The organism is Tenacibaculum crassostreae (genome assembly GCF_964512405.1).
GTDB classification, from domain to species: domain Bacteria; phylum Bacteroidota; class Bacteroidia; order Flavobacteriales; family Flavobacteriaceae; genus Polaribacter; species Polaribacter crassostreae.
Genome location: NZ_CAZELE010000006.1, coordinates 396,793 through 420,971, shown reverse-complemented (window position 1 = coordinate 420,971; position 24,179 = coordinate 396,793). Strand labels below are relative to the sequence as shown.

The 24,179-nt window shown below is 30.9% G+C and carries 21 protein-coding genes; 14 read left to right on the top strand and 7 right to left on the bottom strand.

Annotation, left to right across the window (positions count from 1 at the left end):
- Position 1 precedes the first annotated feature (1 nt).
- From ACKTST_RS10080 to rfbB, 11 genes are all read left to right on the top strand, one after another.
- Entirely contained in the window at positions 2-1,111 is a 1,110-nt protein-coding gene (locus ACKTST_RS10080) for a glycosyltransferase (protein WP_408047621.1), read from the top strand.
- Positions 1,101-2,267 carry a glycosyltransferase family 4 protein gene (locus ACKTST_RS10075; protein ID WP_408047620.1) on the top strand — a complete coding sequence of 389 codons (1,167 nt, stop codon included), beginning with the start codon at positions 1,101-1,103 and terminating at the stop codon, positions 2,265-2,267. Before ACKTST_RS10080 ends, ACKTST_RS10075 begins: the two co-directional genes overlap by 11 nt.
- The gene (locus tag ACKTST_RS10070; protein WP_408047655.1) at positions 2,260-2,865 is read left to right on the top strand and encodes a sugar transferase; all 606 of its coding nucleotides are present in this window, start codon (positions 2,260-2,262) and stop codon (positions 2,863-2,865) included. Before ACKTST_RS10075 ends, ACKTST_RS10070 begins: the two co-directional genes overlap by 8 nt.
- A gap of 13 nt (positions 2,866-2,878) precedes the next feature.
- A complete protein-coding gene (locus ACKTST_RS10065) occupies positions 2,879-3,877 on the top strand; it encodes a glycosyltransferase family 2 protein (protein ID WP_408047619.1) in 999 nt (332 codons plus the stop codon).
- 2 nt (positions 3,878-3,879) lie between these two features.
- Positions 3,880-4,848, top strand: coding sequence for an ATP-grasp domain-containing protein (locus ACKTST_RS10060; protein WP_408047618.1), 969 nt, complete (start codon positions 3,880-3,882; stop codon positions 4,846-4,848).
- Positions 4,838-5,479 (top strand): HAD family hydrolase, encoded by a 642-nt coding sequence (locus ACKTST_RS10055; protein ID WP_408047617.1) that lies wholly within the window; start codon positions 4,838-4,840, stop codon positions 5,477-5,479. Before ACKTST_RS10060 ends, ACKTST_RS10055 begins: the two co-directional genes overlap by 11 nt.
- 36 nt (positions 5,480-5,515) lie before the next feature.
- Complete coding sequence (locus ACKTST_RS10050; RefSeq protein ID WP_408047616.1) at positions 5,516-6,649, top strand: DegT/DnrJ/EryC1/StrS family aminotransferase; 1,134 nt, start codon at positions 5,516-5,518, stop codon at positions 6,647-6,649.
- Positions 6,649-7,659 carry a UDP-glucose 4-epimerase GalE gene (gene galE / locus ACKTST_RS10045; RefSeq protein ID WP_408047615.1) on the top strand — a complete coding sequence of 337 codons (1,011 nt, stop codon included), beginning with the start codon at positions 6,649-6,651 and terminating at the stop codon, positions 7,657-7,659. The genes ACKTST_RS10050 and galE overlap by 1 nt, the downstream gene beginning before the upstream one ends.
- A 72-nt stretch (positions 7,660-7,731) precedes the next feature.
- On the top strand, positions 7,732-8,607 hold the full coding sequence (gene rfbA, locus ACKTST_RS10040; RefSeq protein WP_408047614.1) for a glucose-1-phosphate thymidylyltransferase RfbA: 876 nt from the start codon (positions 7,732-7,734) through the stop codon (positions 8,605-8,607).
- Between the two features lie 2 nt (positions 8,608-8,609).
- On the top strand, positions 8,610-9,164 hold the full coding sequence (gene rfbC / locus ACKTST_RS10035) for a dTDP-4-dehydrorhamnose 3,5-epimerase (protein ID WP_408047654.1): 555 nt from the start codon (positions 8,610-8,612) through the stop codon (positions 9,162-9,164).
- 31 nt (positions 9,165-9,195) lie between these two features.
- Positions 9,196-10,242: a dTDP-glucose 4,6-dehydratase gene (gene rfbB, locus ACKTST_RS10030; protein ID WP_408047613.1), complete on the top strand. Its 1,047-nt coding sequence runs from the start codon at positions 9,196-9,198 to the stop codon at positions 10,240-10,242.
- Positions 10,243-10,294: 52 nt separating this feature from the next.
- On the opposite strand, the gene ACKTST_RS10025 is transcribed toward rfbB, so the two are convergent.
- From ACKTST_RS10025 to porV, 5 genes are all read right to left on the bottom strand, one after another.
- Positions 10,295-12,133, bottom strand: coding sequence for a LysM peptidoglycan-binding domain-containing protein (locus ACKTST_RS10025; protein WP_408047612.1), 1,839 nt, complete (start codon positions 12,131-12,133; stop codon positions 10,295-10,297).
- Positions 12,134-12,157: 24 nt separating this feature from the next.
- On the bottom strand, positions 12,158-13,693 hold the full coding sequence (gene guaA / locus ACKTST_RS10020; protein ID WP_408047611.1) for a glutamine-hydrolyzing GMP synthase: 1,536 nt from the start codon (positions 13,691-13,693) through the stop codon (positions 12,158-12,160).
- A 71-nt stretch (positions 13,694-13,764) separates the two neighbouring features.
- Positions 13,765-14,829: a 3-oxoacyl-ACP synthase III family protein gene (locus ACKTST_RS10015; RefSeq protein WP_408047610.1), complete on the bottom strand. Its 1,065-nt coding sequence runs from the start codon at positions 14,827-14,829 to the stop codon at positions 13,765-13,767.
- Positions 14,830-14,996: 167 nt separating this feature from the next.
- Entirely contained in the window at positions 14,997-15,479 is a 483-nt protein-coding gene (gene cdd, locus ACKTST_RS10010) for a cytidine deaminase (RefSeq protein ID WP_408047609.1), read from the bottom strand.
- Positions 15,480-15,560: 81 nt separating this feature from the next.
- The gene (gene porV / locus ACKTST_RS10005; RefSeq protein WP_408047608.1) at positions 15,561-16,655 is read right to left on the bottom strand and encodes a type IX secretion system outer membrane channel protein PorV; all 1,095 of its coding nucleotides are present in this window, start codon (positions 16,653-16,655) and stop codon (positions 15,561-15,563) included.
- Positions 16,656-17,024: 369 nt separating this feature from the next.
- Between porV and gldJ the strand changes: the two genes are divergently transcribed.
- Together gldJ and ACKTST_RS09995 are read left to right on the top strand one after the other, a co-directional pair.
- Positions 17,025-18,728, top strand: a complete 1,704-nt coding sequence (gene gldJ / locus ACKTST_RS10000) for a gliding motility lipoprotein GldJ (RefSeq protein WP_408047607.1) — start codon at positions 17,025-17,027, stop codon at positions 18,726-18,728.
- 70 nt (positions 18,729-18,798) lie between these two features.
- Positions 18,799-20,052, top strand: coding sequence for a UDP-N-acetylmuramoyl-tripeptide--D-alanyl-D-alanine ligase (locus tag ACKTST_RS09995; protein ID WP_408047606.1), 1,254 nt, complete (start codon positions 18,799-18,801; stop codon positions 20,050-20,052).
- Here ACKTST_RS09995 and ACKTST_RS09990 read toward each other — a convergent pair.
- Complete coding sequence (locus tag ACKTST_RS09990) at positions 20,049-20,900, bottom strand: N-acetylglucosamine kinase (RefSeq protein ID WP_408047605.1); 852 nt, start codon at positions 20,898-20,900, stop codon at positions 20,049-20,051. The two genes, ACKTST_RS09995 and ACKTST_RS09990, sit on opposite strands and share 4 nt — an antisense overlap.
- 127 nt (positions 20,901-21,027) lie before the next feature.
- On the opposite strand from ACKTST_RS09990, the gene ACKTST_RS09985 reads away from it, so the two are divergent.
- Positions 21,028-21,783: a tyrosine-protein phosphatase gene (locus ACKTST_RS09985; RefSeq protein WP_408047604.1), complete on the top strand. Its 756-nt coding sequence runs from the start codon at positions 21,028-21,030 to the stop codon at positions 21,781-21,783.
- 20 nt (positions 21,784-21,803) lie between these two features.
- Here ACKTST_RS09985 and ACKTST_RS09980 read toward each other — a convergent pair whose 3' ends face one another.
- On the bottom strand, positions 21,804-24,179 hold the full coding sequence (locus tag ACKTST_RS09980) for a GumC family protein (protein WP_408047603.1): 2,376 nt from the start codon (positions 24,177-24,179) through the stop codon (positions 21,804-21,806).

The following is a 24,179-nucleotide window of genomic DNA, read 5'->3' as shown; positions in this document are numbered from 1 at the left end:
TATGAAGGTTATACAAATCATTAATTCATTAAATACTGGAGGAGCCGAAAAGTTGTTGTTAGATACTATTCCGTTATATAGAAAAGAAGGAATAGAGATGGATGTTTTGGTGTTTTGGAATAACAATCACCAATTCATAAATGCATTAAAGGCTTTAAATTGTTGTAGAGTTATAGTTCTAAAAGAGTCTGATAATTATAAAGATATTTATAATCCATTAAACATACTAAAACTAAGAAAATTTTTAAAGAACTATGATATAGCACACGTACATTTGTTTCCCGCTCAATATTATACAGTTATTGCAAATCTATTGATTGGAGGAAAATGTAAATTGATTTTTACAGAACACAACACAACCAATAGGAGAATTCAAAAAAGTTATTTTAAAGTTATTGAAACATTTGTTTATGCGCGTTATAAAAAAATTGTATGTATTTCAGAAGAAATACATAATATATATAAACAATATATTCCAAAGCATTTAAGGAAATTTAATGTTATTAATAATGGAGTGAATTTGAATGCAATTCTAAATGCTAAACCATTTCAAAATAAAATGGATATTAACTCAAACATAAAGAACACTAATTCAATAATTCTTCAAGTATCAGCTTTTAGGGCTCAAAAGGATCAAAAAACTTTGATTAGGGCTCTAGGATTATTACCAAAAAAATTTATATTACTTTTAGTAGGAGAAGGAGAAACTAGAAAGGAATGTGAATTACTAGTTTCGGAGTTGTTACTTGCTGATAGAGTTTTTTTCTTAGGACAGCGAATGGATATTCCTCAGTTATTAAGAACAGCAGATATTGTGGTTTTATCTTCCAAATATGAAGGAATGTCATTATCGAGTATTGAAGGGATGGCTTCAGGTAAGCCTTTCATAGCATCTGATGTCCCTGGATTATCTGATATAGTAAGAGGAGCAGGTGTTCTTTTTGAAGAAGGTAACTCTCAAGAATTAGCTCAAAATATAAGTAGATTAATAGAAGATAGTTCCCTGTATAAGGAAATAGTGCGTTCTTGTCAGGAACGTGCAGAGCTATTTAATATTGATAGAATGATTAGTAATCATATAACTCTTTATAAAGAAGTGTATGAAACATAAGCTTATTTGTATTTCTACTGTAGCAATTTCTTTAAATTATTTACTAAAAGGGCAGTTGTCTTTTTTAAATGAACGTTTTGAAGTTGTGGCAGTTTCTGGTGCAGATGAGCATTTGCAAGAAGTAGAAAAAAGAGAAGAGGTTCGTGTTGTTTCTGTTCCAATGAAGCGTAACATTAGTCCGTTTCAAGACTTACGTTCTTTATGGAAACTGTATTGTTTGTTTTTAAAGGAGAGGCCAGTAATGGTGCATTCCATAACGCCTAAAGCAGGATTATTAACAATGTTAGCAGGAAAAATGGCAGGTGTTCCTATTCGTATACATACATTTACAGGATTAATTTTTCCTAGTAGGAGAGGTTCTTTTCAAAAACTATTAATTTTGATGGATAAACTATTATGTTGGAGTGCCACGAATGTTTATCCAGAGGGTCAAGGTGTAAAAGAAGATTTAGAAGATTATAAGATAACTACTAAGAAACTAAAAGTTTTAGCAAATGGAAATGTGAATGGAATTGATATAGATTATTTCTATTCAAAAACTGTTTCTCAAGAAGATAAAAATCAGTTAAAGAAGGAATTGCAAATATCTGATGATGATTTTGTATTTGTTTTTGTAGGTCGTTTGGTAGCAGATAAAGGAATTAATGAGTTAGTTAATGCTTTCACTAAACTATCTAAAGAAAAGAAAAATATAAAACTATTATTAGTAGGACCATTTGAAAGTGATTTAGACCCTCTTGAAAATGAAACATTAAATAAAATTGATAATAATAAAAACATTATTAGTGTAGGGTTTCAAAAAGATGTACGTTCGTATTTTGCGATTGCAAATGTATTAACTTTTCCTAGTTATCGGGAAGGATTTCCAAATGTAGTTATGCAAGCAGGAGCAATGGATTTACCAAGTATTGTGTCTAATATTAATGGTTGTAATGAAATTATTGAAGAAGGAAAAAATGGAGTAATTATTCCAGTCAAAGATAGTGAAGCAATTTATGCTGCAATGAAAAGACTGATTGAAGATGAAGATTTTTATAAAGAATTAAAAACCAATGCTAGAGAGATGATAATAGCACGTTACGAACAAAAAATAGTATGGAATGCTTTGTTAGAAGAATACAATACATTACTTAAAGAAAAAGGGTATGCTGTATAAAAACTATATCAAACGTTTTTTAGATATTATAATAGCATCTTTAGGAATTATAATTTTATTGCCAATCTTCATAACTATTGTTATAGGATTGTTTTTTGCAAATCAAGGTAAACCATTTTTCTTTCAAGCTAGACCTGGTAAGAATGAGAGGGTTTTTAAGATTATAAAGTTTAAAACTATGAATGATAAAGAAGATGTTCAAGGAAATTTATTGTCAGATGCAGATCGATTGACAACTATCGGTAAGTTTGTAAGAAAAACTTCTTTAGATGAAATTCCTCAGTTGTTCAATGTGCTAAAAGGAGATATGAGTTTAATAGGACCACGACCTTTATTACCTGAATATTTACCACTGTACAATGTGGAGCAAAAGAAAAGACATAATGTAAAACCTGGTATTACTGGTTGGGCGCAAGTAAATGGACGAAATGCAATTAGTTGGAAACAAAAATTAGACCATGATATTTGGTATGTTGAAAGCTTAAGTTTTTTTTTAGACATAAAAATAGTCTTTTTAACTTTTTTAAAAGTGTTTAAATCGGAAGGAATTAGTTCAAATAACCATGTAACAATGGAAAAGTTTAAAGGGAATAATTAAATGTTTTATGATATTGTCAATTATAATACCAGTATATAATGTTAGTGATTTTTTAGAAGAATGCATTGAAAGTATCATTACTCAAGATGTTGATAGTGAGGTTTATGAGATAGTTTTGGTTAATGATGGTTCTACTGATAACTCTGAGGAAGTTTGTAGAAAACTTAGTGATAAATGTTATAACATTAAATTCATTACTCAAAAAAATCAAGGACAAAGTTCTGCTAGAAATAAAGGAGTCAGTTTAGCAAAAGGGAAATACATCTATTTTATTGATTCTGATGATTTTCTTTTAAAAAAATCTTTTTCTTTAATTTTTAATCGAATTATTAAGGGCGATTTAGATTTTATTGGATTTGAGTATGAAAGGGCGAAAACAAGGTTTAAAGGCTTAAAAGATGATTTAAAGCTTAATCTTAAATGTAAAGGAAGCGGGTTAAACATATTAAAAGAATATAATTATAATAATGGTCCGTGTTGGTATATAATAAAAAAAGAGCTGTTAAATAATCTAAAATTTGAAGAGAATAGATTATGCGAAGACGGTCTGTTTACTACAGAGCTATTATTGAAAGTTCAAAAAGGAGAAATATATAGTAATAAAATTTATGGTTATTATGTAAATCCAAACTCAACCGTTAATAATAGTAATGATAAAAGGTTGAGAAAAATGAATGAAGATATGTTTTTTGCGGCAACAAAATTCAGTCAGTTTATAAACAAGCTGAATACAGAGGATAAATTAAATAAAGGGGTGTTTTTTAGATTAAAAGACAGGCAAGAATCATACACCTTTTTTGCAATAGTAAGGTTTTTAAAGAGCCGTAGAAGATACAAAGAAGTTAAGCCGTTCTTGAAAGAACTTAAAAACTTAGATTATCCAGCTTATCCTATAAAAGTATTTGATGGTTATAAAATAAAAAAAAATCAATTATTAATAGAGTTGTTTAACTCTAAAACATGTCTTTATTTCATGATAAAGATTAATAGAATACTAAAATTCATAAAATAATTATGAGTAATATACTTATAACTTCTGCTGGTCAAAGAGTTTCATTGGTTAAAGCCTTTCAGAAAGAAATAAGAAAATTAAGTATAAATAATAAAGTTTATACCGTAGATTTAAATCCGATTTTGGCACCAGCTTGTCATATATCTGATGGATATAGGCATATTAAGCGAGTTACAGATGAAAGATATGTAGAAGAGTTACTTAGTATTTGTAATGAGCTAAAGGTGAAGGTGGTTATACCTACTATTGATACAGAATTATTAATTTTAGCAGAAAATAAAGAATTATTTTTAAAAGAAGGAATAAATCTCGTTGTTTCAGAACTTAATTTTATAAAAATCTGTAGAGATAAAAGGGTTATGAATAGTTTTTTTGAGAAAAAGAACATTGATATCCCACAGAGAGTGGATAAAATGGATCCTTTATTTCCTCTATTTATTAAGCCTTATGACGGATCATTAAGTAAAGATACTTTTCTTATTCAAAAGAAGTCAGAATTAACAGATTATCATTACGAGAACCCTAAACTTATGTTTATGGAGTATATTGACCATTCGAAGCATGATGAGTATACGGTAGATACATATTATGATAAAAATGGATATTTAAAATGTATAGTTCCAAGAAAAAGAATTTTTGTAAGAGCAGGAGAGGTTAATAAAGGAGTTACTTGTAAAAATGAAATAATTGAGTGTATAGAAAAAAGACTTTTTCATATAGAAGGTGCAATTGGTTGCTTAACTATGCAGTTTTTTTTAAACCCAGAAACAAAACGTATTATAGGTATAGAAATAAATCCTAGATTTGGAGGAGGGTATCCATTAAGTTATTTAGCTGGAGCTAATTACCCAAAATATATTATTGATGAGTATGTTTTAAATAAAAGGATAGAATATTTTGACAATTGGGAAAATAATTTATTAATGCTTCGTTATGATGATGAGGTGCTAGTTCGTAATTATGAAGAGTAAGTATGTAGTCTTTGATCTAGATGACACATTGATGTATGAAATTGATTTTTTAAAATCAGCATATAAAGAAATAGCTAAATATGTCGATTCTGAAAATAGGGAGGAGCTAGGAAATAAAATGTTTGATTGGTATACCCATGGTTATAATGTGTTTAATTTAATAGAAAAGGAATATTCTAATTTTTCTGTAAACCAATTATTAACAATATATAGGAACCATTTTCCAGATTTAAACCTAAAAGAAGAAGTTAAGGAAGTTTTTGAATATTGTAAGCTTAAAGGATATAAACTAGGATTGGTTACTGATGGTCGTTCAATAACTCAGAGGAATAAACTTAAAGCTTTGGAAATAGACAATGTTTTCGATAAATTAATCATTTCTGAGGAGTTTGGAACTACAAAACCAAATGAACGAAATTTTAAGGTCTTCATAGAAGACCAAATAGAGGAATACTATTATATTGCTGATAATCCCAAAAAAGATTTTATTGCACCAAATAGACTAGGATGGAAAACTATTTGTTTATTAGATAAAGGGAAAAATATTCACACACAAAATTTTAACGTAAAGGATGAATTTTTACCAAAAATAAAAATAAAATCAATTATAGAACTAAAACCTTATTTATAGTATTATTGGGTTCAAGACAATACTTTTTATATAATTATGTTAGAAAAAATATGGTTATCCTCACCACACATGGGAGGTGGCGAACAAAAATATGTACAAGAAGCGTTTGATACCAATTGGGTAGCGCCTTTAGGACCTAATGTAAATGGTTTTGAAAAAGATTTAGAGGAGTATGTAGGAGAAAACTCAAAAGTAGCTTGTTTAGCTTCTGGTACTTCTGCCTTACACTTAGCACTGATTTTAGCGGGAGTAAGGAATGGAGATGAGGTGTTGTGTCAAAGCATGACCTTTTCTGCATCAGCAAATCCAATAGTATACCAAGGGGCAACACCTGTTTTTATAGATAGTGAACAAGATACATGGAATATGTGTCCAAGCGCTTTAGAAGAAGCTATTGAAGATAGTATTGCTAAGGGGAAAAAGCCAAAAGCAATCATTGTAGTGCATTTATACGGAATGCCTGCTAAAATGGATGAGATTTTAGCAATTTCAAAAAAGTATGACATTATCTTAATTGAAGATGCAGCTGAGGCCTTAGGATCAACCTATAAAGGACAAAAATGTGGTGCGTTTGGTGATTTTGGAATTTTATCATTCAATGGAAATAAGATTATTACAACTTCTGGTGGAGGTGCTTTGGTGTGTAATAATGAAGAGGATAAACAAAGAGCTATCTTTTTAGCTACTCAAGCACGTGATAACGTTCCTCATTACCAACATTCGCATATTGGATATAACTATCGTATGAGCAATATTGTAGCAGGTATAGGTCGTGGTCAAATGGAAGTACTTGATAAGCATATTGGTTTTAGAAGAGCTAACAACCAATTTTATCAAGAGTTATTTGAAAATGTAGAAGGAATAACAGTGTTAACAGAGTCAACATCAGAGTATTTCTCTAACCATTGGTTAAGTGCTGTAATCATAGATGAAAATAAAACAGGTTTTTCAAGAGAAGATCTACGTTTAGCTTTAGAAAACGAGAATATAGAGTCTCGTCCGTTATGGAAACCTATGCATTTACAACCTGTGTTTAAAGATTGTAAATATTATGGGGAAAATGTTTCAGAAAAATTATTTGAAAATGGGTTATGTTTACCATCGGGTTCTAATTTAAGTCATGATGATAGATCGCGAATAAAAGAGGTAATTTCGAAAATGATTAAGTAATGAAAAAAATACTAGTAACAGGAGGATTAGGTTTTATTGGTTCTCATGTAGTTGTTGAGTTACAAAATTCAGGCTTTGAAGTAGTAATTGTAGATAATTTATCAAACTCTAAAATTGATGTTTTAAGCCAAATTTCAGAGATCACTGGAATTAAACCAGAATTCTATCAGATAGATTTACGAAATAAAAAAGCAGTACATGATTTTTTTAATGAGAATATAGTTGATGGTGTTATACACTTTGCAGCTTTTAAAGCAGTGGGAGAAAGTGTTGAACAACCGCTGGATTATTACGAGAATAATATCAATGCCTTAGTGTATCTGCTACAAGAAATGAAAAATAGAAATATTGATCATTTTATCTTTAGTTCTTCGTGTACGGTATACGGACAAGCAGATGAATTACCTATAACCGAGAATGCTCTGACTAAACCAGCTGAGTCTCCTTATGGGAATACAAAGCAAATAGGAGAAGAGATTATAAAAGACAGTTGTAAGGCATATGATATGAATGCAATTGCCCTACGTTATTTCAATCCAATTGGAGCGCATAGATCAATTAAAATTGGAGAATTACCATTAGGAGTTCCTCAAAACTTAATTCCATTTATCACACAAACAGCGGCTGGTATTCGAGAAGAATTATCAGTTTTTGGTGATAATTATCCTACTCCAGATGGTACAGCTATTCGAGATTATATCCATGTAGTTGATTTAGCAAAAGCGCATGTAAAAGCTTTAGAGCGTTTGTTGAATAAAGAGAATGAAGAAAATTTTGAGTTTTTTAATGTAGGAACAGGTAAAGGAAGCTCTGTAATGGAAATTATACAAACCTTTGAAAAGGTTACAGAAAAACCATTAAACTACAAAATAGTTGATAGAAGAGAAGGTGATATTACTTCAGCCTATGCAGACACCACTAAAGTTAATGAAGTTTTAGGTTGGGAATCAAATGAAACACTAGAGGAAGCATTGCTCTCTGCATGGAAATGGCAACAAAAACAGAAATAATTTAGAATTCAGAGCTCAGGTTATTCTGAGCTTTATTTTTTCTATAAATTAGCATTGTAATAAACAGAATAAATGAAAGGAATTATACTAGCAGGAGGTTCAGGAACGCGGTTGTATCCAATAACAAAAGGAGTGTCCAAACAACTACTTCCTGTATATGATAAACCTATGATTTATTATCCGTTGTCGGTGTTGATGTTAGCAAGCATTAGAGATATTTTGATAATTTCTACTCCAAATGATCTACCCAGTTTTCAAAAATTATTAGGAGACGGAAGTGATTTAGGAATTCAGTTAAGTTATGCTGAACAACCTTCTCCTGACGGACTCGCACAAGCCTTTATTATTGGTAAAGAGTTTATAGCGAATGACGATGTATGTTTGATTTTAGGAGATAATATTTTCTACGGTCATGGATTACCTGAAATGCTACAGTCTGCAATTCATAATGTTAAAAATGAAAATAAAGCTACTATTTTTGGCTACAATGTTAAAGACCCAGAGCGTTATGGTGTCGTTGATTTTGATTCAAAAGGTAATGCGATTTCTATCATAGAAAAACCTGAATTTCCTAAATCCAATTTTGCAGTTGTCGGACTGTATTTTTATCCGAATAATGTTATTCAAGTGGCTAAAAATGTAGAACCTTCAAAAAGAGGAGAGTTAGAAATCACTTCAGTAAATCAACATTACTTAGAAAAAGAACAACTTAAAGTTGAATTGATGGGACGCGGTTTTGCATGGTTAGACACTGGTACACATGATTCTTTGCTAGAAGCAAGTCAGTTTATAGAAACCATTGAAAAGCGTCAGGGGTTAAAAGTTGCTTGTATAGAAGAAATAGCTCTGTATATGGGGTATATCAATAAAGAACAAGTAAGAAAATTGGCAGAGCCTTTGCAAAAAAACAGTTACGGACAATACTTGTTAAACTTAGTAAAAGAGTAATGATGATTTTTACGAAAACAGAACTTGCTGAAGTTGTACTAATAGAACCAAAAGTTTTTGGAGATCAAAGAGGATATTTTTTTGAATCATTCAATCAAAAAGAGTTTGAAGAACATATCGAGCTAAAAAATTTTGTACAAGATAATGAGTCAAAATCCACTTTTGGAGCTTTAAGAGGTTTGCACTTCCAAAAACCTCCGTTCGCACAAGCTAAATTAGTGCGTTGTATTCAAGGAAAAATATTGGATGTAGTGGTTGATGTTCGTAAAAACTCACTTACTTATGGTAAGTATATCACTGTAGAATTATCCGGAGAAAATAAAAAGCAATTGTTTATTCCAAGAGGTTTTGCACATGGGTTTGTAACCTTGTCAGATGAAGCTGTTTTTGCTTATAAAGTGGATAATTGGTACGCTCCTGAATACGATTCTGGAATTATTTGGAATGATCCTACTTTAAATATCGATTGGAAAATTGATAAAGAAAAAGTAATTATTTCTTCTAAAGATCAACAGCTTTCAAAGTTTAAAGATTTAGAAACTCCATTTATTTATTAGTAACTTTGAAAAGTTAATACAGTAAACTTTTATGAAGTATATTTTAATTACTGGTGGTGCGGGTTTTATAGGCTCTCATGTTGTTCGATTGTTTGTGAAATCGTACCCTAATTATCATATTTTAAATTTAGACGCATTAACATACGCGGGAAATTTAGAAAACTTAAAAGACCTAGAAAATCAACCAAATTATACTTTTATTAAAGGGGATATTTGTGATGAAGCATTGGTAACCAACTTATTTTCTAACTATTCTATAGAAGGTGTGATTCATTTGGCAGCCGAATCTCATGTAGATCGCTCAATTTTAGATCCTCATTCATTTGTTAAAACAAATGTTATAGGAACATTAAATTTATTGGAGATAGCAAAAAATAGTTGGAAAGATAATTTTGAAGGAAAACTGTTTTATCATATTTCTACCGATGAGGTCTACGGAAGTTTAAGCGATGAAAGTTTTTTTACTGAAGAAACATCTTACAATCCAAAATCTCCTTATTCAGCCTCGAAAGCATCTTCAGACCATTTTGTAAGAGCGTATCATAACACTTATGGTTTGCCAATTGTAATTTCTAATTGTTCAAATAATTATGGTTCGCATCAATTTCCAGAGAAATTAATTCCGTTGTTTATTAATAATATTAAGAACAATAAAGAATTACCTGTATATGGTGAAGGAAATAACGTTAGAGATTGGTTGTATGTTGAAGATCACGCCAAAGCAATTGATGTGATTTTTCATAAAGGAAAACTGGGAGAAACCTACAATATTGGAGGTTTTAACGAATGGAAGAATATAGATTTAATTAAGGTGTTGATAAAAACAGTAGATGCGTTTTTAGGAAGAGAAGAAGGGGCTTCTGATAAACTGATAACGTATGTAAAAGATAGAGCAGGACATGATTATCGTTATGCTATAGATGCTTCTAAACTAAAAAATGAATTGGGTTGGGAACCTTCTTTACAGTTTGAAGAAGGAATGAAAAAAACGGTTCAATGGTATTTAGAAAATGAAGAATGGGTAGCTAATGTAACTAGTGGAGAGTATCAAAAATACTATGAGCAGATGTATGAGTAAACAAAGACCGAAACTATTTAAGTTTCGGTCTTTTGTTTTTATTGAGTAGAGTTTATCGTAATCTCGATAAGCTTAAATCTCTATTGTATTTTACTATAAATAATCCTTCATTGCTAGTGCTACCGAACATTTTTTTACGGTAATCAAATTTGTTTTCAACTCGTAGAGAAACACCTTTTTTAAAGGTACTGCTTAGGTCATCACCAGAAGCTAAACGCATTAAAACATCGTAAGTAATATCAAATCCTTTAATAGCGTAATCAGAAGGAATAGTATTGTTTCTGTCTAAATACTTTTTATTGAAAGCTTTAGTTTCTGAAGCGTCTTCATCGGTAAAAGTGTTAGAAACATAGGTGAAGTCGATATCAGCAAGTTTGTTGTTGTCAATTCTACTATAAGCTTCTTCTGTTTTATCAATAGCAAAAACTTGAACTTTAACATCATCAGGTAAACCAATCATACTATTTAAAGCGTCTGCTACCACTACGTTATTATCAGAAGCAAAGATTACCCAATTGTGTCTTTTTGTAGACATTTTACTGGTAAAACGTTCTCTTTTTATATAGCCTTTTTCAGGTTTTAAAACGTGAATTGTACTAATACTATCATGTTTTTTTAATTCAGAAATAATAGCACTTATTTGATTTTTTGTGTTGGCTTCATCATCGCCAACAACAAATATCTCTTGATCTTTATAACTATCTTTTAAATAAGTAGCCAAATACTCTGTGTATTTACTTTTTTCAGGAGAAGTTTTTACTAGTTTAGAAGATGAAAACTTGTCTTGTTTACTAGAGTAATGAGGGAAAATTACAGGAGCATCTACACCTCTTGCTACATCTTCAGCTTTATCTGAATAAAACGGACCAATTACAACATCTGTATAATCTAATTGATTACTGTTTAAAATATCAGATATGTTGTTTCCTCTGTTTCCAGTATCAAAAATAGAAGCATTTATATATATACCTTGTTGTTTTAGTGAATCAATAGCGATTTCTGCTCCCAAATAAAAGTCAGTAACCATATTTGCTAATTGATTTCCTTCAAAAATTTCTTTACTAGATTTTTCTGTGTACTCGTCTGCTTTAAAAGGTAATAAAATAGCTAAGTTTATAGAGGTTCCTTGACTAATACTATCTTTATAAAAAGTATAGTTTTCACTTTCGTTTACTTGCTCGATAGGTTTTATTTTAAGTAGTTGACCTATGGATAAATTATTGTCAACTATACCAGGATATTCTGGATTTAAACGAATTAAGTCGTCTTTACTCACATTGTAAAATCGAGTTAAACTGTATACAGTTTCCTTGCTTTTTACAGTATGAGTTAAAAAGTTTTTTAAAATATCTTCTTTGTCAACAATAATTGTTTTTTTAATTTCTTTAACCTTTAAGATTTGACCAATACTCAAATTATTACTCTGAATATTTGTATATTCAGGGTTGTATCTTATTAAATCATCTTTGGTAATTCCGTATTGTTTAGTAATTCTATATACTGTTTCACCTTTTTGAACTTCGTGCGTTTCGTATTCAACTATAGTTTGTTGAAAAACGGTATCTTCTGTTTGATTTTCGTTTTCAGAAGAAGTTTCATCATCTTTAGTTTCAGATGTAACTGTATCGTTTTCGGTAGAAGAAGTTGTAGATGAAGAAGTACCTTTCTTAAGTTTAGGATTTGGAATTACAATTACAGTATTCGCATCAGGACGACGTCCAACATCAGGATTTAAACGTAATAAATCTTTTGTACTCATGTCTAAACGATCTGCAATGTCACGCATTGTTTCTCCTTCTTGAACTTTGTACGATACATAACGTTTTTGCTGACCGCAAGAAACAGTAAAAGTTAAAATACAAACTAATAATAAAAACTGTAATTTCTTCATCTACTCTTTTTTATATTTTTGAGATTATTCCCATTCAATTGTTGCAGGTGGTTTCGAACTAATGTCGTACACAACTCTATTTACACCTTTAACATTGTTTATTATTTTATTTGATGTTTTTTGTAAAAACTCATACGGTAAATTTACCCAATCTGCAGTCATACCATCGGTGCTTTCTACTGCACGTAAAGCTACCACTTTTTCGTAGGTTCTTTCATCACCCATAACTCCAACAGAGTTTACAGGTAATAAAATAGCTCCAGCTTGCCATACTTTGTCGTACAATCCGCTTTCTTTTAATCCGTTGATAAATATGGCATCTACTTCTTGCAAAATACGAACTTTTTCGGCAGTAATATCACCTAAAATTCGAATTGCTAAACCAGGACCTGGAAAAGGATGGCGACCTAACAATTCTTTGTCAATTCCCATGGAAGCACCTACGCGACGTACTTCATCTTTAAAAATCATACGTAAAGGCTCTACCACTTTTAATTTCATAAAATCAGGTAAACCACCAACGTTATGATGACTTTTAATCGTTGCAGATGGACCACCATTTACCGAAACAGATTCAATAACATCAGGATAAATTGTTCCTTGGGCTAACCATTTAGCATCTTCTATTTGATGTGCTTCATCATCAAAAACATCAATAAAAACTTTACCAATGGCTTTACGTTTAGTTTCAGGATCACTTAATCCAGCAAGAGCTTCCAAAAAACGTGCCGAAGCATCAACTCCTTTAACGTTTAACCCCATTCCTTCGTATTGTTTTAATACGTCGGAAAATTCATTTTTACGTAGCAATCCGTTGTTAACGAAAATACAGTGCAAATTACTTCCGATAGCTTTGTGTAATAACACAGCTGCCACGGTAGAGTCTACTCCTCCAGATAAGCCTAAAACAACTTTATCGGTTCCGATTTTAGCTTTTAATTCAGCAACTGTTTCATCTACAAAAGAATCAGGTGTCCAAGTTTGAGCTACTCCTGCTATATTAACTAAAAAGTTTTGTAATAATTGTTTACCATCGGTAGAATGATATACTTCTGGGTGGAATTGAATAGCATAGGTAGTTTCTCCTTCAATTTTATAAGCTGCATTTTCTACATCATGAGTACTGGCTAGCAGAGTTCCGTTAGTAGGCAATTCTTTAATCGTGTCAGAATGACTCATCCAAACTTGACTTCCTTCAGAAATACTCTTAAAAAACTCCTCGTTATTTTTAATAAAAGATAAGTTAGCTCTACCGTATTCACGAGTGTTTGATGGTGCTACCAATCCGCCAGAAAAATGAGCTAAATATTGTGCACCGTAACAAACGGCTAACAATGGTTTTTTACCTCTAATTTCTGATAAATTTGGATGAGGAGCTTCTTCGGAACGAACCGATGAAGGACTTCCAGAAAGGATTACCGCTTTAAAATCGTTTAAGTTTTGTGGTATTTTGTTGTAAGGGTGAATTTCACAATAAATGTTTAATTCTCTTACTCGGCGCGCAATTAATTGCGTGTATTGCGATCCGAAATCTAATATAAGTACGTTGTGTTGTTGCATGCGCAAAAATAGTACTTACATTTTAGATTTGCGAGAATATTTGCTAAGAAATTCTTGGGTTTTGAAAACTGTTAGTACTTGTAAATAATTGCGTTAATACTCATTCCTGCTCCAACAGATGCAAGAATAATTACATCACCTTTTTTTACTTCTTGATTTTCTATATTCCCTTTTAAAACTAAGTCGAGTAGGGTAGGTACAGTAGCTACCGAACTATTTCCTAACTTATGAATACTCATAGGCATTACCCCTTCAGGAATTGGTTTTTTATACAATCGATAAAAACGTTTGATGATTGCTTCATCCATTTTTTCATTCGCTTGATGAATAAATACTTTCTTAACATCATCAATTGAAACACCGCTTTTATCTAGTGCAGTTTGCATAGCTTTTGGTACGTTATTTAACGCAAATTCGTAAATTTTTCGTCCGTGCATTTTTATATAACGAACATCTTTGTCTTTGGTTTTGTCGTATGAATTTCCGAAGAATAAAAAGTAAGCTTCATCTTTAGTAAAAGTTTGAGAAGCATGACTTAAAATTCCACTATCGGTCTTATCAGTTGCTTCAACAATACAAGCACCAGCACCATCGCTATAAATCATAGAATCACGATCGTTAACATCAACAACTCTCGATAAGGTTTCACCACCAATTACTAAACATTTTTTTGCAATTCCTGCTTTTATAAAAGCCTGTGCTTGAATTACACCTTCAACCCAACCAGGGCATCCAAATAAAATGTCATAAGCCACACAATTAGGATTTTCAATTTGTAATAAATGTTTTACACGAGTAGCTAAACAAGGTAGAATGTCACTTTGAATAGCACCTTCTTTAACATCTCCAAAATTATGAGCAAAAATAATATAGTCTAGTTCTTCAGGGTTTATATTGGCGTCTTCAATCGCTTTTTGAGCTGCAAAAAAGCCGAGGTCAGAAGCTTTGTATTTATTTTTAGCATAACGACGTTCTTCAATACCAGTGATAGATTTGAATTTTTCAATAATTACTGGGTTAGGGTTATTAAAAGCGGTTCCGTCTGTATTTAAAAATACATGGTCGTTAAAGTTTGCATTTTCTTTTGCGATAGAAGGTATAAAAGAACCTGTTCCTGTAATTACTGATAGCTTCATCGTTGATAAATTTAGGGTTGATGAACTACAAATAAAACATTTTTATCGACTATAACCTCTTAATTTATAGTCAATTTTAAAGAATTGTTGGATTCTTAAAAAAACAAGGATTAATTGCTTTTTTAAGAAAATGAAGTTGCTTTTTTTAAGATTTTAATGTTCTGTTTTTATAAATATGAACTGTCGAAAGAAAAAGGCAACAAAGATAATAACGATTCTGTTTTTACAATTTGCCCTACTTCTCCCATAAAAAGAATCTCAATTGGTTCTTTTTGGTTGATTTCATATTCTGATAATGTTTGTCGACACGCACCGCAAGGACCAACTGGTTTATTAACTGTTGAGTTTTCTGACGAAGCTGTTATTGCTATTTTTTTTACTTTCATATCAGGAAATTCTGAACCAGCTCTCCAAATAGCAACACGTTCAGCACACATACCAGAAGGGTATGCAGCATTTTCTTGATTGTTTCCTAAAACAACATGTCCGTTATCTAACAAAATAGCAGCACCCACATTAAATTTAGAATATGGTGCGTAAGCTTTGTGTCTTGCTTCTACTGCTTTTTGCATTAAAGAAGCATCTTCGGTAGATAATTGAGAAATATCTTCAAATAAAGTAGCGGAAGTAGTTACATTAATTTTCTTCATAGTGAATGAATTAGTCAAAAAAAGCAGTCGGTAGACTGCTTTTGTATTCTGGTACGAATTTATAAAAAAATAGTTAAGTTTTTAATAAACTTCGTAAAGTTGTCCTAAATCGAATGAAAGAGAAAAACGTAAGGTATTTTCTAAAGGATTGTTTACAGCTGCTGTATTTATTAAGTACGATAAATCGATGTTAAATGATTTTGTTGTAAAACCAGCTCCTAAAGTAAAATACTGACGTTGTCCTTTTTCTTCACTTTCGTGAAAATATCCTGCTCTCATTGCAAAAGCATTGTTATATGTATATTCAGCTCCTAAAGCCCAAGTAGTTTCTTGTAGCTCTTCACTAAAGCTTCTGTCTCCTAATGAGGTAAACATACCTTCAAACCATCCTCTATCAGAATTAGGGTTAGATGGTACTAATAATTTTGTGAATTCAACATTTAATCCGAAGATGTTCATGTCGTCTATAATAAAGTCGAAACCACCACCAATTTTTGCATTGGTAGGAATAAAGTTTTCAACTCCAGGAGTGTATTCTACCTTAGGTCCAATGTTCGCAATGTTAAAACCTAAACGATAACGTCCGTTAAAACTTCCGTAGTTTTCTTCTTTTGATTGGTAATAACCAGAAACATCAACACCAAACGAGTTAACAGCATTTAAATTAGAGTCGTTACTTCTAATTTTATAGTTAGAGTGCACATACTTTAAACCGATACCCATTGAAAAAGTTTCACTTAATTTTAAGGAATAAATACCTGTAATGGCTATTTCGTTTGGAGTTTCAGTACCATTAGAAATACCACCTTCGGTTGTTAAATCTACTTGACCAAGGTTGAAATATTTTAAGTCGACACCCCAAGCAGAATTTTCACTGTACCTGTTTACATAAGAACCACCACCAACAAAAATATCATCAGTTAGGTTTCTTAACCAAGGAGTGTAGTTTACACCAAGACTAATTTGATTTTGATTAAAAACGGTTTTGGCTGGATTATGGAAAATAGCAAAAGCATCTGAAGATGTTGCAACTCCAATATCTCCCATACCACCAGCGCGAGCGTCTGGGGTTATCAATAAGAAAGGCATTGCCGTAGTGTTTATTGATGTTTGGGCTTGTACTTTGTTTTGAAGGGTAAAGCACACAAAAAATAATACGATCGATAATTTTTTCATGTAAAATTTGATTAATTGTTCAGCAAATATATAATTTTAAGTTGAAGGATTATCGGGGTTTGATGTATTCTTTACAAAAGTAAGCTTATATTTTTTCTTCTTTTCGTAGTATACTAACGATGTTATAATGAATATATTATATAGTACGTGCTGATTTAATTGTTCTTTTAGTATTTGATTTTAGAAATATTAGACTTTTAACAGTTAATATTTTAATCTTTTTCTTAGATTCGTAATACTAAAGTTTAAAATACGCCGTTTGTAATCTTGACGCGTGCAAGGTTACTAAATGTGATTTTGTGCTTAAATTAGTTGTAAGGAATTAGAAATATTGTAAATTGCGACACCCTTAAAAATAGATAGAAATACATGAAAAGTACGTTAAAATTATTTAGTTTATTAGCAATTACTGGTTTGTTAATTACTTCTTGTAAGAGTAATGGAGGTAGCGGTTCTAGTAAATCCTCTCTAACTGGTTGGAACTTTAACGACCCTAGTTATGGTGGTTATTTAAAAGGGAAAAACAAAGAAGGAAATAGTGTTCCTCCAGGAATGGTACATATTGAAGGAGGTACCTTTACAATGGGATTGGTTCAAGACGATGTAATGTTCGATTGGAATACTACACCACAAAAAATGCATGTTCGTACATTTTTTATGGATGAGGCTGAGGTAACCAATGCTGAGTATGGATTATTCATGCAGTATACAAAAGATATTTACCCTCCAGAAGATCCTCAATTTAAAAACATTTATGCTTCTGTATTACCTGATACTTTAGTTTGGAGAAAAGGTTTAGGAAATACAAACTTATTATCTGAAAGTTATTTAAGACATCCTTCTTATGCTGAGTACCCAGTTGTTGGTGTTAGTTGGATTCAAGCAAATAAATATTGTAAATGGCGTACAAATGCTGTTAACTTAAAGATTTTAATGGATAAAGGTGTTATTAAAAACATCTTTAAAGATGATTCATTAAGTTTTAAAGGTCAAAACAATTTTGATACAGATACGTATTTAACAGATCCATATGCAATCTTTGATGGAGATTCAACTATCTATAAAAAAGGTATTCCAGTTCCTAAAGTAAAAGGTCAACCAAAACCAGCCAAAGGTTCGTTTACAGGAAGACAAGTTACTTCTTCTGATGGTATTTTAGCACAAAAATTTAGATTACCAACTGAGGTAGAATGGGAATATGCTGCTAAAGCAATTTTTGAAAACCGTGAGTATAACAATATTAGAGGTAGAAAAAAGTATGCTTGGAGCGGAAAATACACAAGAGATAGAGATAAGCGAAGAAGAGGAGATCAGTTAGCTAACTTTAAACAAGGAAAGGGAGATTATAGTGGTATTGCTGGATGGAGTAGTGATGGTTCTGATATTCCTAATGCCGTAAGAAGTTACCCTCCAAACGCATTTGGTTTATACGATATGTCTGGAAACGTAGCTGAATGGGTAGAAGATGTCTACAGACCAATCATTGATTCTGAAGCAAATGACTTTAATTATTTTAGAGGAAACATCTTTACAAAGAAATTAATCAACGAAGACGGTAAAGTAGTTATCGTAGGTGATGGCGAAGTAGAGTATGATACTTTAGAAAATGGTAGAATTATTCCAAAAGATTTACCAGGTAGTGTTAAATACATTCCTATTACGAAGGAAGATACTTACATGAGAAGAAACTATAACTTAGCTAATAACTCTAGTTTAGGTGATGGAGATCAAGCTTCTTCTAAATTCTACGGATTAGATAAAGACCAGTTAGATCGTTCTTCAAGAATGTATAACTCACCACAAAAACCAGAAGCAGAAGTTGATTCTTTAGGAAATGTTATTGAGAACTATAAATATGATGGTAAGAAAAGAACAACTTTAATTAGTGATAAATCAAGAGTATTTAAAGGAGGTTCTTGGGCAGATAGAGAGTATTGGTTAGATCCTGCTCAGAGAAGATATTTCCCAGAGTATATGGCAACTAATTATATCGGATTTAGGTGTGCTACTGATAAAGTAGGGCCAATGGTGTTAAACAAGCGTAAAACAGCAACACCAGATAAGATGAAATAATTATTTTTTATAAGTAATTATATTAGAAAAACCTCATTAAATCTCAATGAGGTTTTTTTATTTTTACAATATGAAGATAGAAGATTTACACAAACTGTACCTTGCTCATGGTTTAGTAGATACAGATACTAGAAAAATTAGAAATAACACTATTTTCTTTGCTTTAAAAGGAGAAAATTTTAATGGAAATAGCTTTGCAGGTGAAGCAATAGCCAAAGGAGCAAGCTATGCTGTAATAGATGAAGAAAAGTATGCAACTTCGGATAAAATTATTCTGGTTGAAAATGTTTTAGAAACATTGCAACAACTTGCTAATTACCATCGAAATTATTTGAAGTTACCAGTTATAGCTTTAACGGGAAGTAACGGAAAAACTACTACCAAAGAGTTGATTAATGCAGTGCTTTCTACAAAATATAAAACTACAGCTACTATTGGAAATTTAAACAATCATATCGGGGTTCCATTAACTCTTTTGTCGATGAAGAGGAATACTGAAATAGGAATTGTTGAAATGGGAGCAAATCATCAAAAAGAAATTGCTTTTTTATCAGAAATTGCGAGTCCTGATTATGGTTATATCACAAATTTTGGAAGTGCACATTTAGAAGGTTTTGGTTCATTAGAAGGTGTTGTAAAGGGTAAATCTGAGTTGTATGATTTTTTAAAGAAGCACAGCAAAAAAGTGTTTGTTAATCCTAATGATGAAAAACAAGTTGAGATTACAAACTGTATGGATGTAATTTATTTTTCTAAAGAGGTTAAGTTTATAAATGCAAATCCATTAATAGAACTATCTTATAACAATCAAGAGATAAAAAGTAATTTGATTGGTAAATATAACTTTACAAACATTGCTGCAGCAATCACTATAGGCGAATATTTTAATGTTTCTGTTGAAGAAATTAAAAATGCAATAGAAAGTTATATTCCGTCAAATAACAGGTCTCAAATAATTAAAACAAAGAGTAATAAGATAATTTTAGATGCTTATAATGCGAATCCAACAAGTATGAAAGCAGCTATTGAAAGTTTTGAAGCGTTAAATGGTGAGTATAAAACAATTATTTTAGGAGATATGTTTGAACTTGGAGAATATAGTTCAGAAGAACATCAAAAGATTGTTGATTTAGTTGAAAGTAAAAATTTTGATGATGTAATACTAGTTGGTGAAAATTTTTATAAAACAAAAACCTCTTCTAAAAAAATTAAAAGCTTTCAAGATTTGTCAGATTATTTAAAAAGTAATCAAATAGAAGATAGTACGATATTAGTAAAAGGTTCAAGAGGTATGGCTCTTGAAAGAGTTGTAGAGTTTTGTTAAAAAGTGTTTTTACGGTGAAATTCAACTAAACTATCTATTGGTCGTTGGATAACATCAGTAATTATAAGGTTGTTTTTTAAGGCTACGTTATCTAAAATATCGTTAAAATAAAAAGCAATAGAACCAATAAAGTAAATAGGAGTTTTTGAATCTTTTTCAAAAGGAAGAATTCGGTATTTAAAGAATTCTTGAAATCCTTTTTTAATCATTTTTCTGATGTATTTTTCCTCTTTATAATCAAGCATGAAGCGTGCAAAAGATGCTAAGTACATATTAGCATTCGATTTTCTGTATAGATTCATTTTAACAGCATCTGTATCTAAGTCAAAAGAATCTTGAAAAGTAGAAGCTATGTTTTTTGGCATTTTTTTGTAATAGTAATCACGCAATAACTGTTTTCCGAAATAATTACCACTTGCTTCATCCATCAAAGTGTATCCTAAAGATGGAGCAGTTACAGTCATGTCTTTTCCATCAAAAAAACAGCTGTTAGAGCCGGTTCCTAAAATGCAAACTATTCCAGGGTTTTTACCTGTGCTAGCATATACAGCTCCTAAAGTATCTTCAGAAACGTAAATTGTAGCATTGTTAAAAGTGGATTTTAGAACAGCTTCCAAACTCTTAGCTGCTTTAATACTGCCACATCCAGCACCATAGAAATGAACCTGAGAAATGTTGTTTTGTATATTAATAAGATTAGGAGTATTGTTTAAAACAGTAAACATTTCTTCTTTAGTAAGAACAGAAGGATTTAATCCTAAAGTTGTAATCCTAAAGTTTTCTTTTTTATCTGAGTCAAGCACAACCCAATCGGCTTTTGTAGAGCCACCATCGGCAATTAAAATCATTTATTCAATTCTTTTACTCAAATATATGAGTATTTATTACTTGAGAAATAAAAAGGAATAAAATTTGTTATAGGTAAGGTAAGTTTAATAGTTTAAATTTGTATTTGAAATAATATTCCACCTTATTATGTTTTTTTTCAAGAAAAAAGAAATTCCTTTATCTGAGGTTTTCCCAGAAGGTTTTGTAGATATTCATTCACATTTATTACCGGGAATTGATGATGGAGCAAAAGATTTAGAGCATTCGATTTCATTAATTTCTAAAATGTATTCTTACGGAATAAAAAATTTTATCACAACTCCTCATGTTCTTGGAGATGTATACCCTAATTCTTCTGAAACGATTCTAAATAAATTAGAAGAAGTTAGAAGAGAATTATTAAATAAAGGGTTTGATGATGTTTGTATAAATGCTGCTGCAGAGTATATGATGGATGAAAAATTTGTTGAAAGACTGAAAAATGATGATATACTCACATTAAAGGATAATTACATTTTAGTTGAAATGTCGTATTTCAACGCTCCTTATAATTTGTATGATATTCTATTTGAGATCCAGTTAAAAGGCTACAAGCCTGTTTTAGCACATCCAGAGCGATATAATTTTTATCATAATGATTTTCAAAATTTTTATAAATTGAAAAAGGCTGGTTGTCTTTTTCAATTAAATCTTCTATCACTAACGGAACAATACGGTAAAGGTGTGGAGAAAACTGCTCAAAAACTATTAAGTGAAAATATGTATGATTTTGTAGGTACAGATACACATCATATTAATCACTTAAAACTGTTGCAAAAGATAGGAACTCTAAAAATTAAAAAACAGATAGAGTATTTGTTAGAAAATAATAGAAAATTTACACAAAAAAAGGAAGCTATTTAGCTTCCTTTTTTGAATGTTATTTAACTGAATATTTTCTTGTACCAAGGTTTGTTGTTTTCTTCATCAGCACCATAACCATAACCGTAGCCATAACCGTAACCATAACCATAACCACGTTTGATGTCTGTGTCGTTAAGTATCATAGCTAAGTTTGGTAGTTTTTTATCTGTATATAATGTTTGCGGGATAACCAACATACGTTTGTCTAAATAATTAGCCCTTGCAACATATAAAACTAAATCAGCATATTTAGAAATTAACAAGGTGTCTGTTACTAAGCTAACAGGGGCAGTATCTATTATCACGTAATCATAATCTGATTTTAGTTCTTCAAACAATGAAGATATTTTATCTGTCATTAACAATTCTGCAGGGTTAGGTGGTATAGCTCCTGAAGAAATAATATCTAGATTAGGAATATCATCAATCGAAAATTTAATAGAATTGACAGTTATACTATCATCTGTTATATAGTTTGTGATTCCTTTCCTCTCAGGAATTTCAAGATATTCTATGATTTTTGGAGCTCTTAAGTCAAGTCCTGCTAGCACTACTTTTTTACCAGACAACGATAACGACGCTGCTAAATTGATAGAAGCAAAAGATTTTCCTTCTCCACTTGTTGTAGAAGTTACAAAAATAGTTTTCGCTTTTTTGTCTTCAGTAGAAGGAAGCATAAAGTCAAGATTTGTTCTAATTAACCTGAAAGCTTCAGCTGTGCTAGAACGTGCACCTGAATTGATTACTATTTTTTCTTTTGTTTCAGAGTGTGGAATGTCACCTAAAAAAGGAATAGAGGTTAAATCTGTAATATCTTTTCGTGTATGAACTTTCGTGTCTAACAAATCTCTTAGATAGATTATTATAAAAGGTATTATTACACCTAAAAATAATGCGCCTAAGTAAATTATTTTTCTTTTAGGACTTATTGGGTAACTTGTACTATATGCTCTATCTATAACCTTGGCATTAGGAACTGCTGTTGCTGTAAGAGAAATAGCTGTTTCTTCTTTCTTTTTTAATAAATAAGAATATAAAGTAGCTATAATTTCTCTTTGACGAGCAATGTCTAAAAATTCTCTTTCTTTAGAAGGTATTGACGATATTTTAGAACTAAACCTATTTGCTTCTCGTTGTAAAGAATTTACTTTTATTTGTAAAGAGTTTACCGTGTTATCAAGACTTCTTTTTAATGCAGCTCTAAGGTTTTCAATGTTTTCTCTAGTTTCAATTAGTATAGTGTTTTTTGAACCCGCGCTTTTCTCCAAACGTTTTAATTGAGCTATTTGTTTGTTGTATTCGTCAATAGAACTACTTATGTTTTGATCAGAAAGTCCAAGGTTGGTAGGTAAGTAATCATTACTGTCTAATTCTTTGTGTAAAGATTTTGCTAAACTTAATTCAGTAGAAACTTCAATTAGGTTTTTTCTATTCTCAGTATTATTTTGAAGAATTAATTCGGCTTCGGACTCTATATCTGTGATGTTATTTTTGTCTTTAAAAGTTTTAACATCATCATCATGCTTACCTAGTTCTAAAGCTACATTTCTTAAACGATCATTTATAAAATCACTGGTTCTTTTAGAAATTTCTCTTTTATCATTTATTGCATCTAAATTATAGTGTGTAATTAACTCGTTTAAAAAATCTTCGGCTTTTTCTTTTACAGGAGAGTTGAAAGAAAGCCTTAAAACGCTTGATTTTTTATTGATTTGAGAAATAGCTACGCCGTTTTTGTAACCATCAATAATGCCAGATACTGGAGATAAAACAACTTTAACTGTTGTTCCAATTTTATAGGAATCAAAATTTTTAGTTTTTATTATTTTAAAATCTCCATCTAATAAACCACTAATTGTTTCGCTAAAGTTTTTTTCAGCTAAAGTGTTGTTATTAACGTCTTTTAAAATAATTTTTTCATCACTAATAATTTCAATGTTAAAAATAGTACTGCTACTCTCCCAAGAGCTTTGGAGTGAATCTAATTTTACAAATTGAATTGGAGAGTTTTTGTATATCTCAACTTCTTTAACTCTACCTTCTGTTAAGTACTTTATATTTAAGTTGAGTTTTTCTATTACGCTACTTACAAGTTTTCTTGATTTTAGAATTTCGACTTCATTGTCAATGTTTTTACTAGAAGCTCCAACTATTCCCAAATCTTCAAAAGCAGCTAACTCTTCAGCAACACCGCCTTTTTTGTCATTTTTAATTAAAATTGAAGTAGAAGCGCTGTAAATAGGTGTACTATATCTTAAGTATATATAAGCTCCAATTAATGATATTAAAGCTCCTAAAAGAAACCATTTCCAATGCACTAAGTATTTTTCTACTTCTGCTCTTATGTTTATAGTTTCGTTATTTTCTAACTTAGGAGAATATTGAGTGTTGTCCAT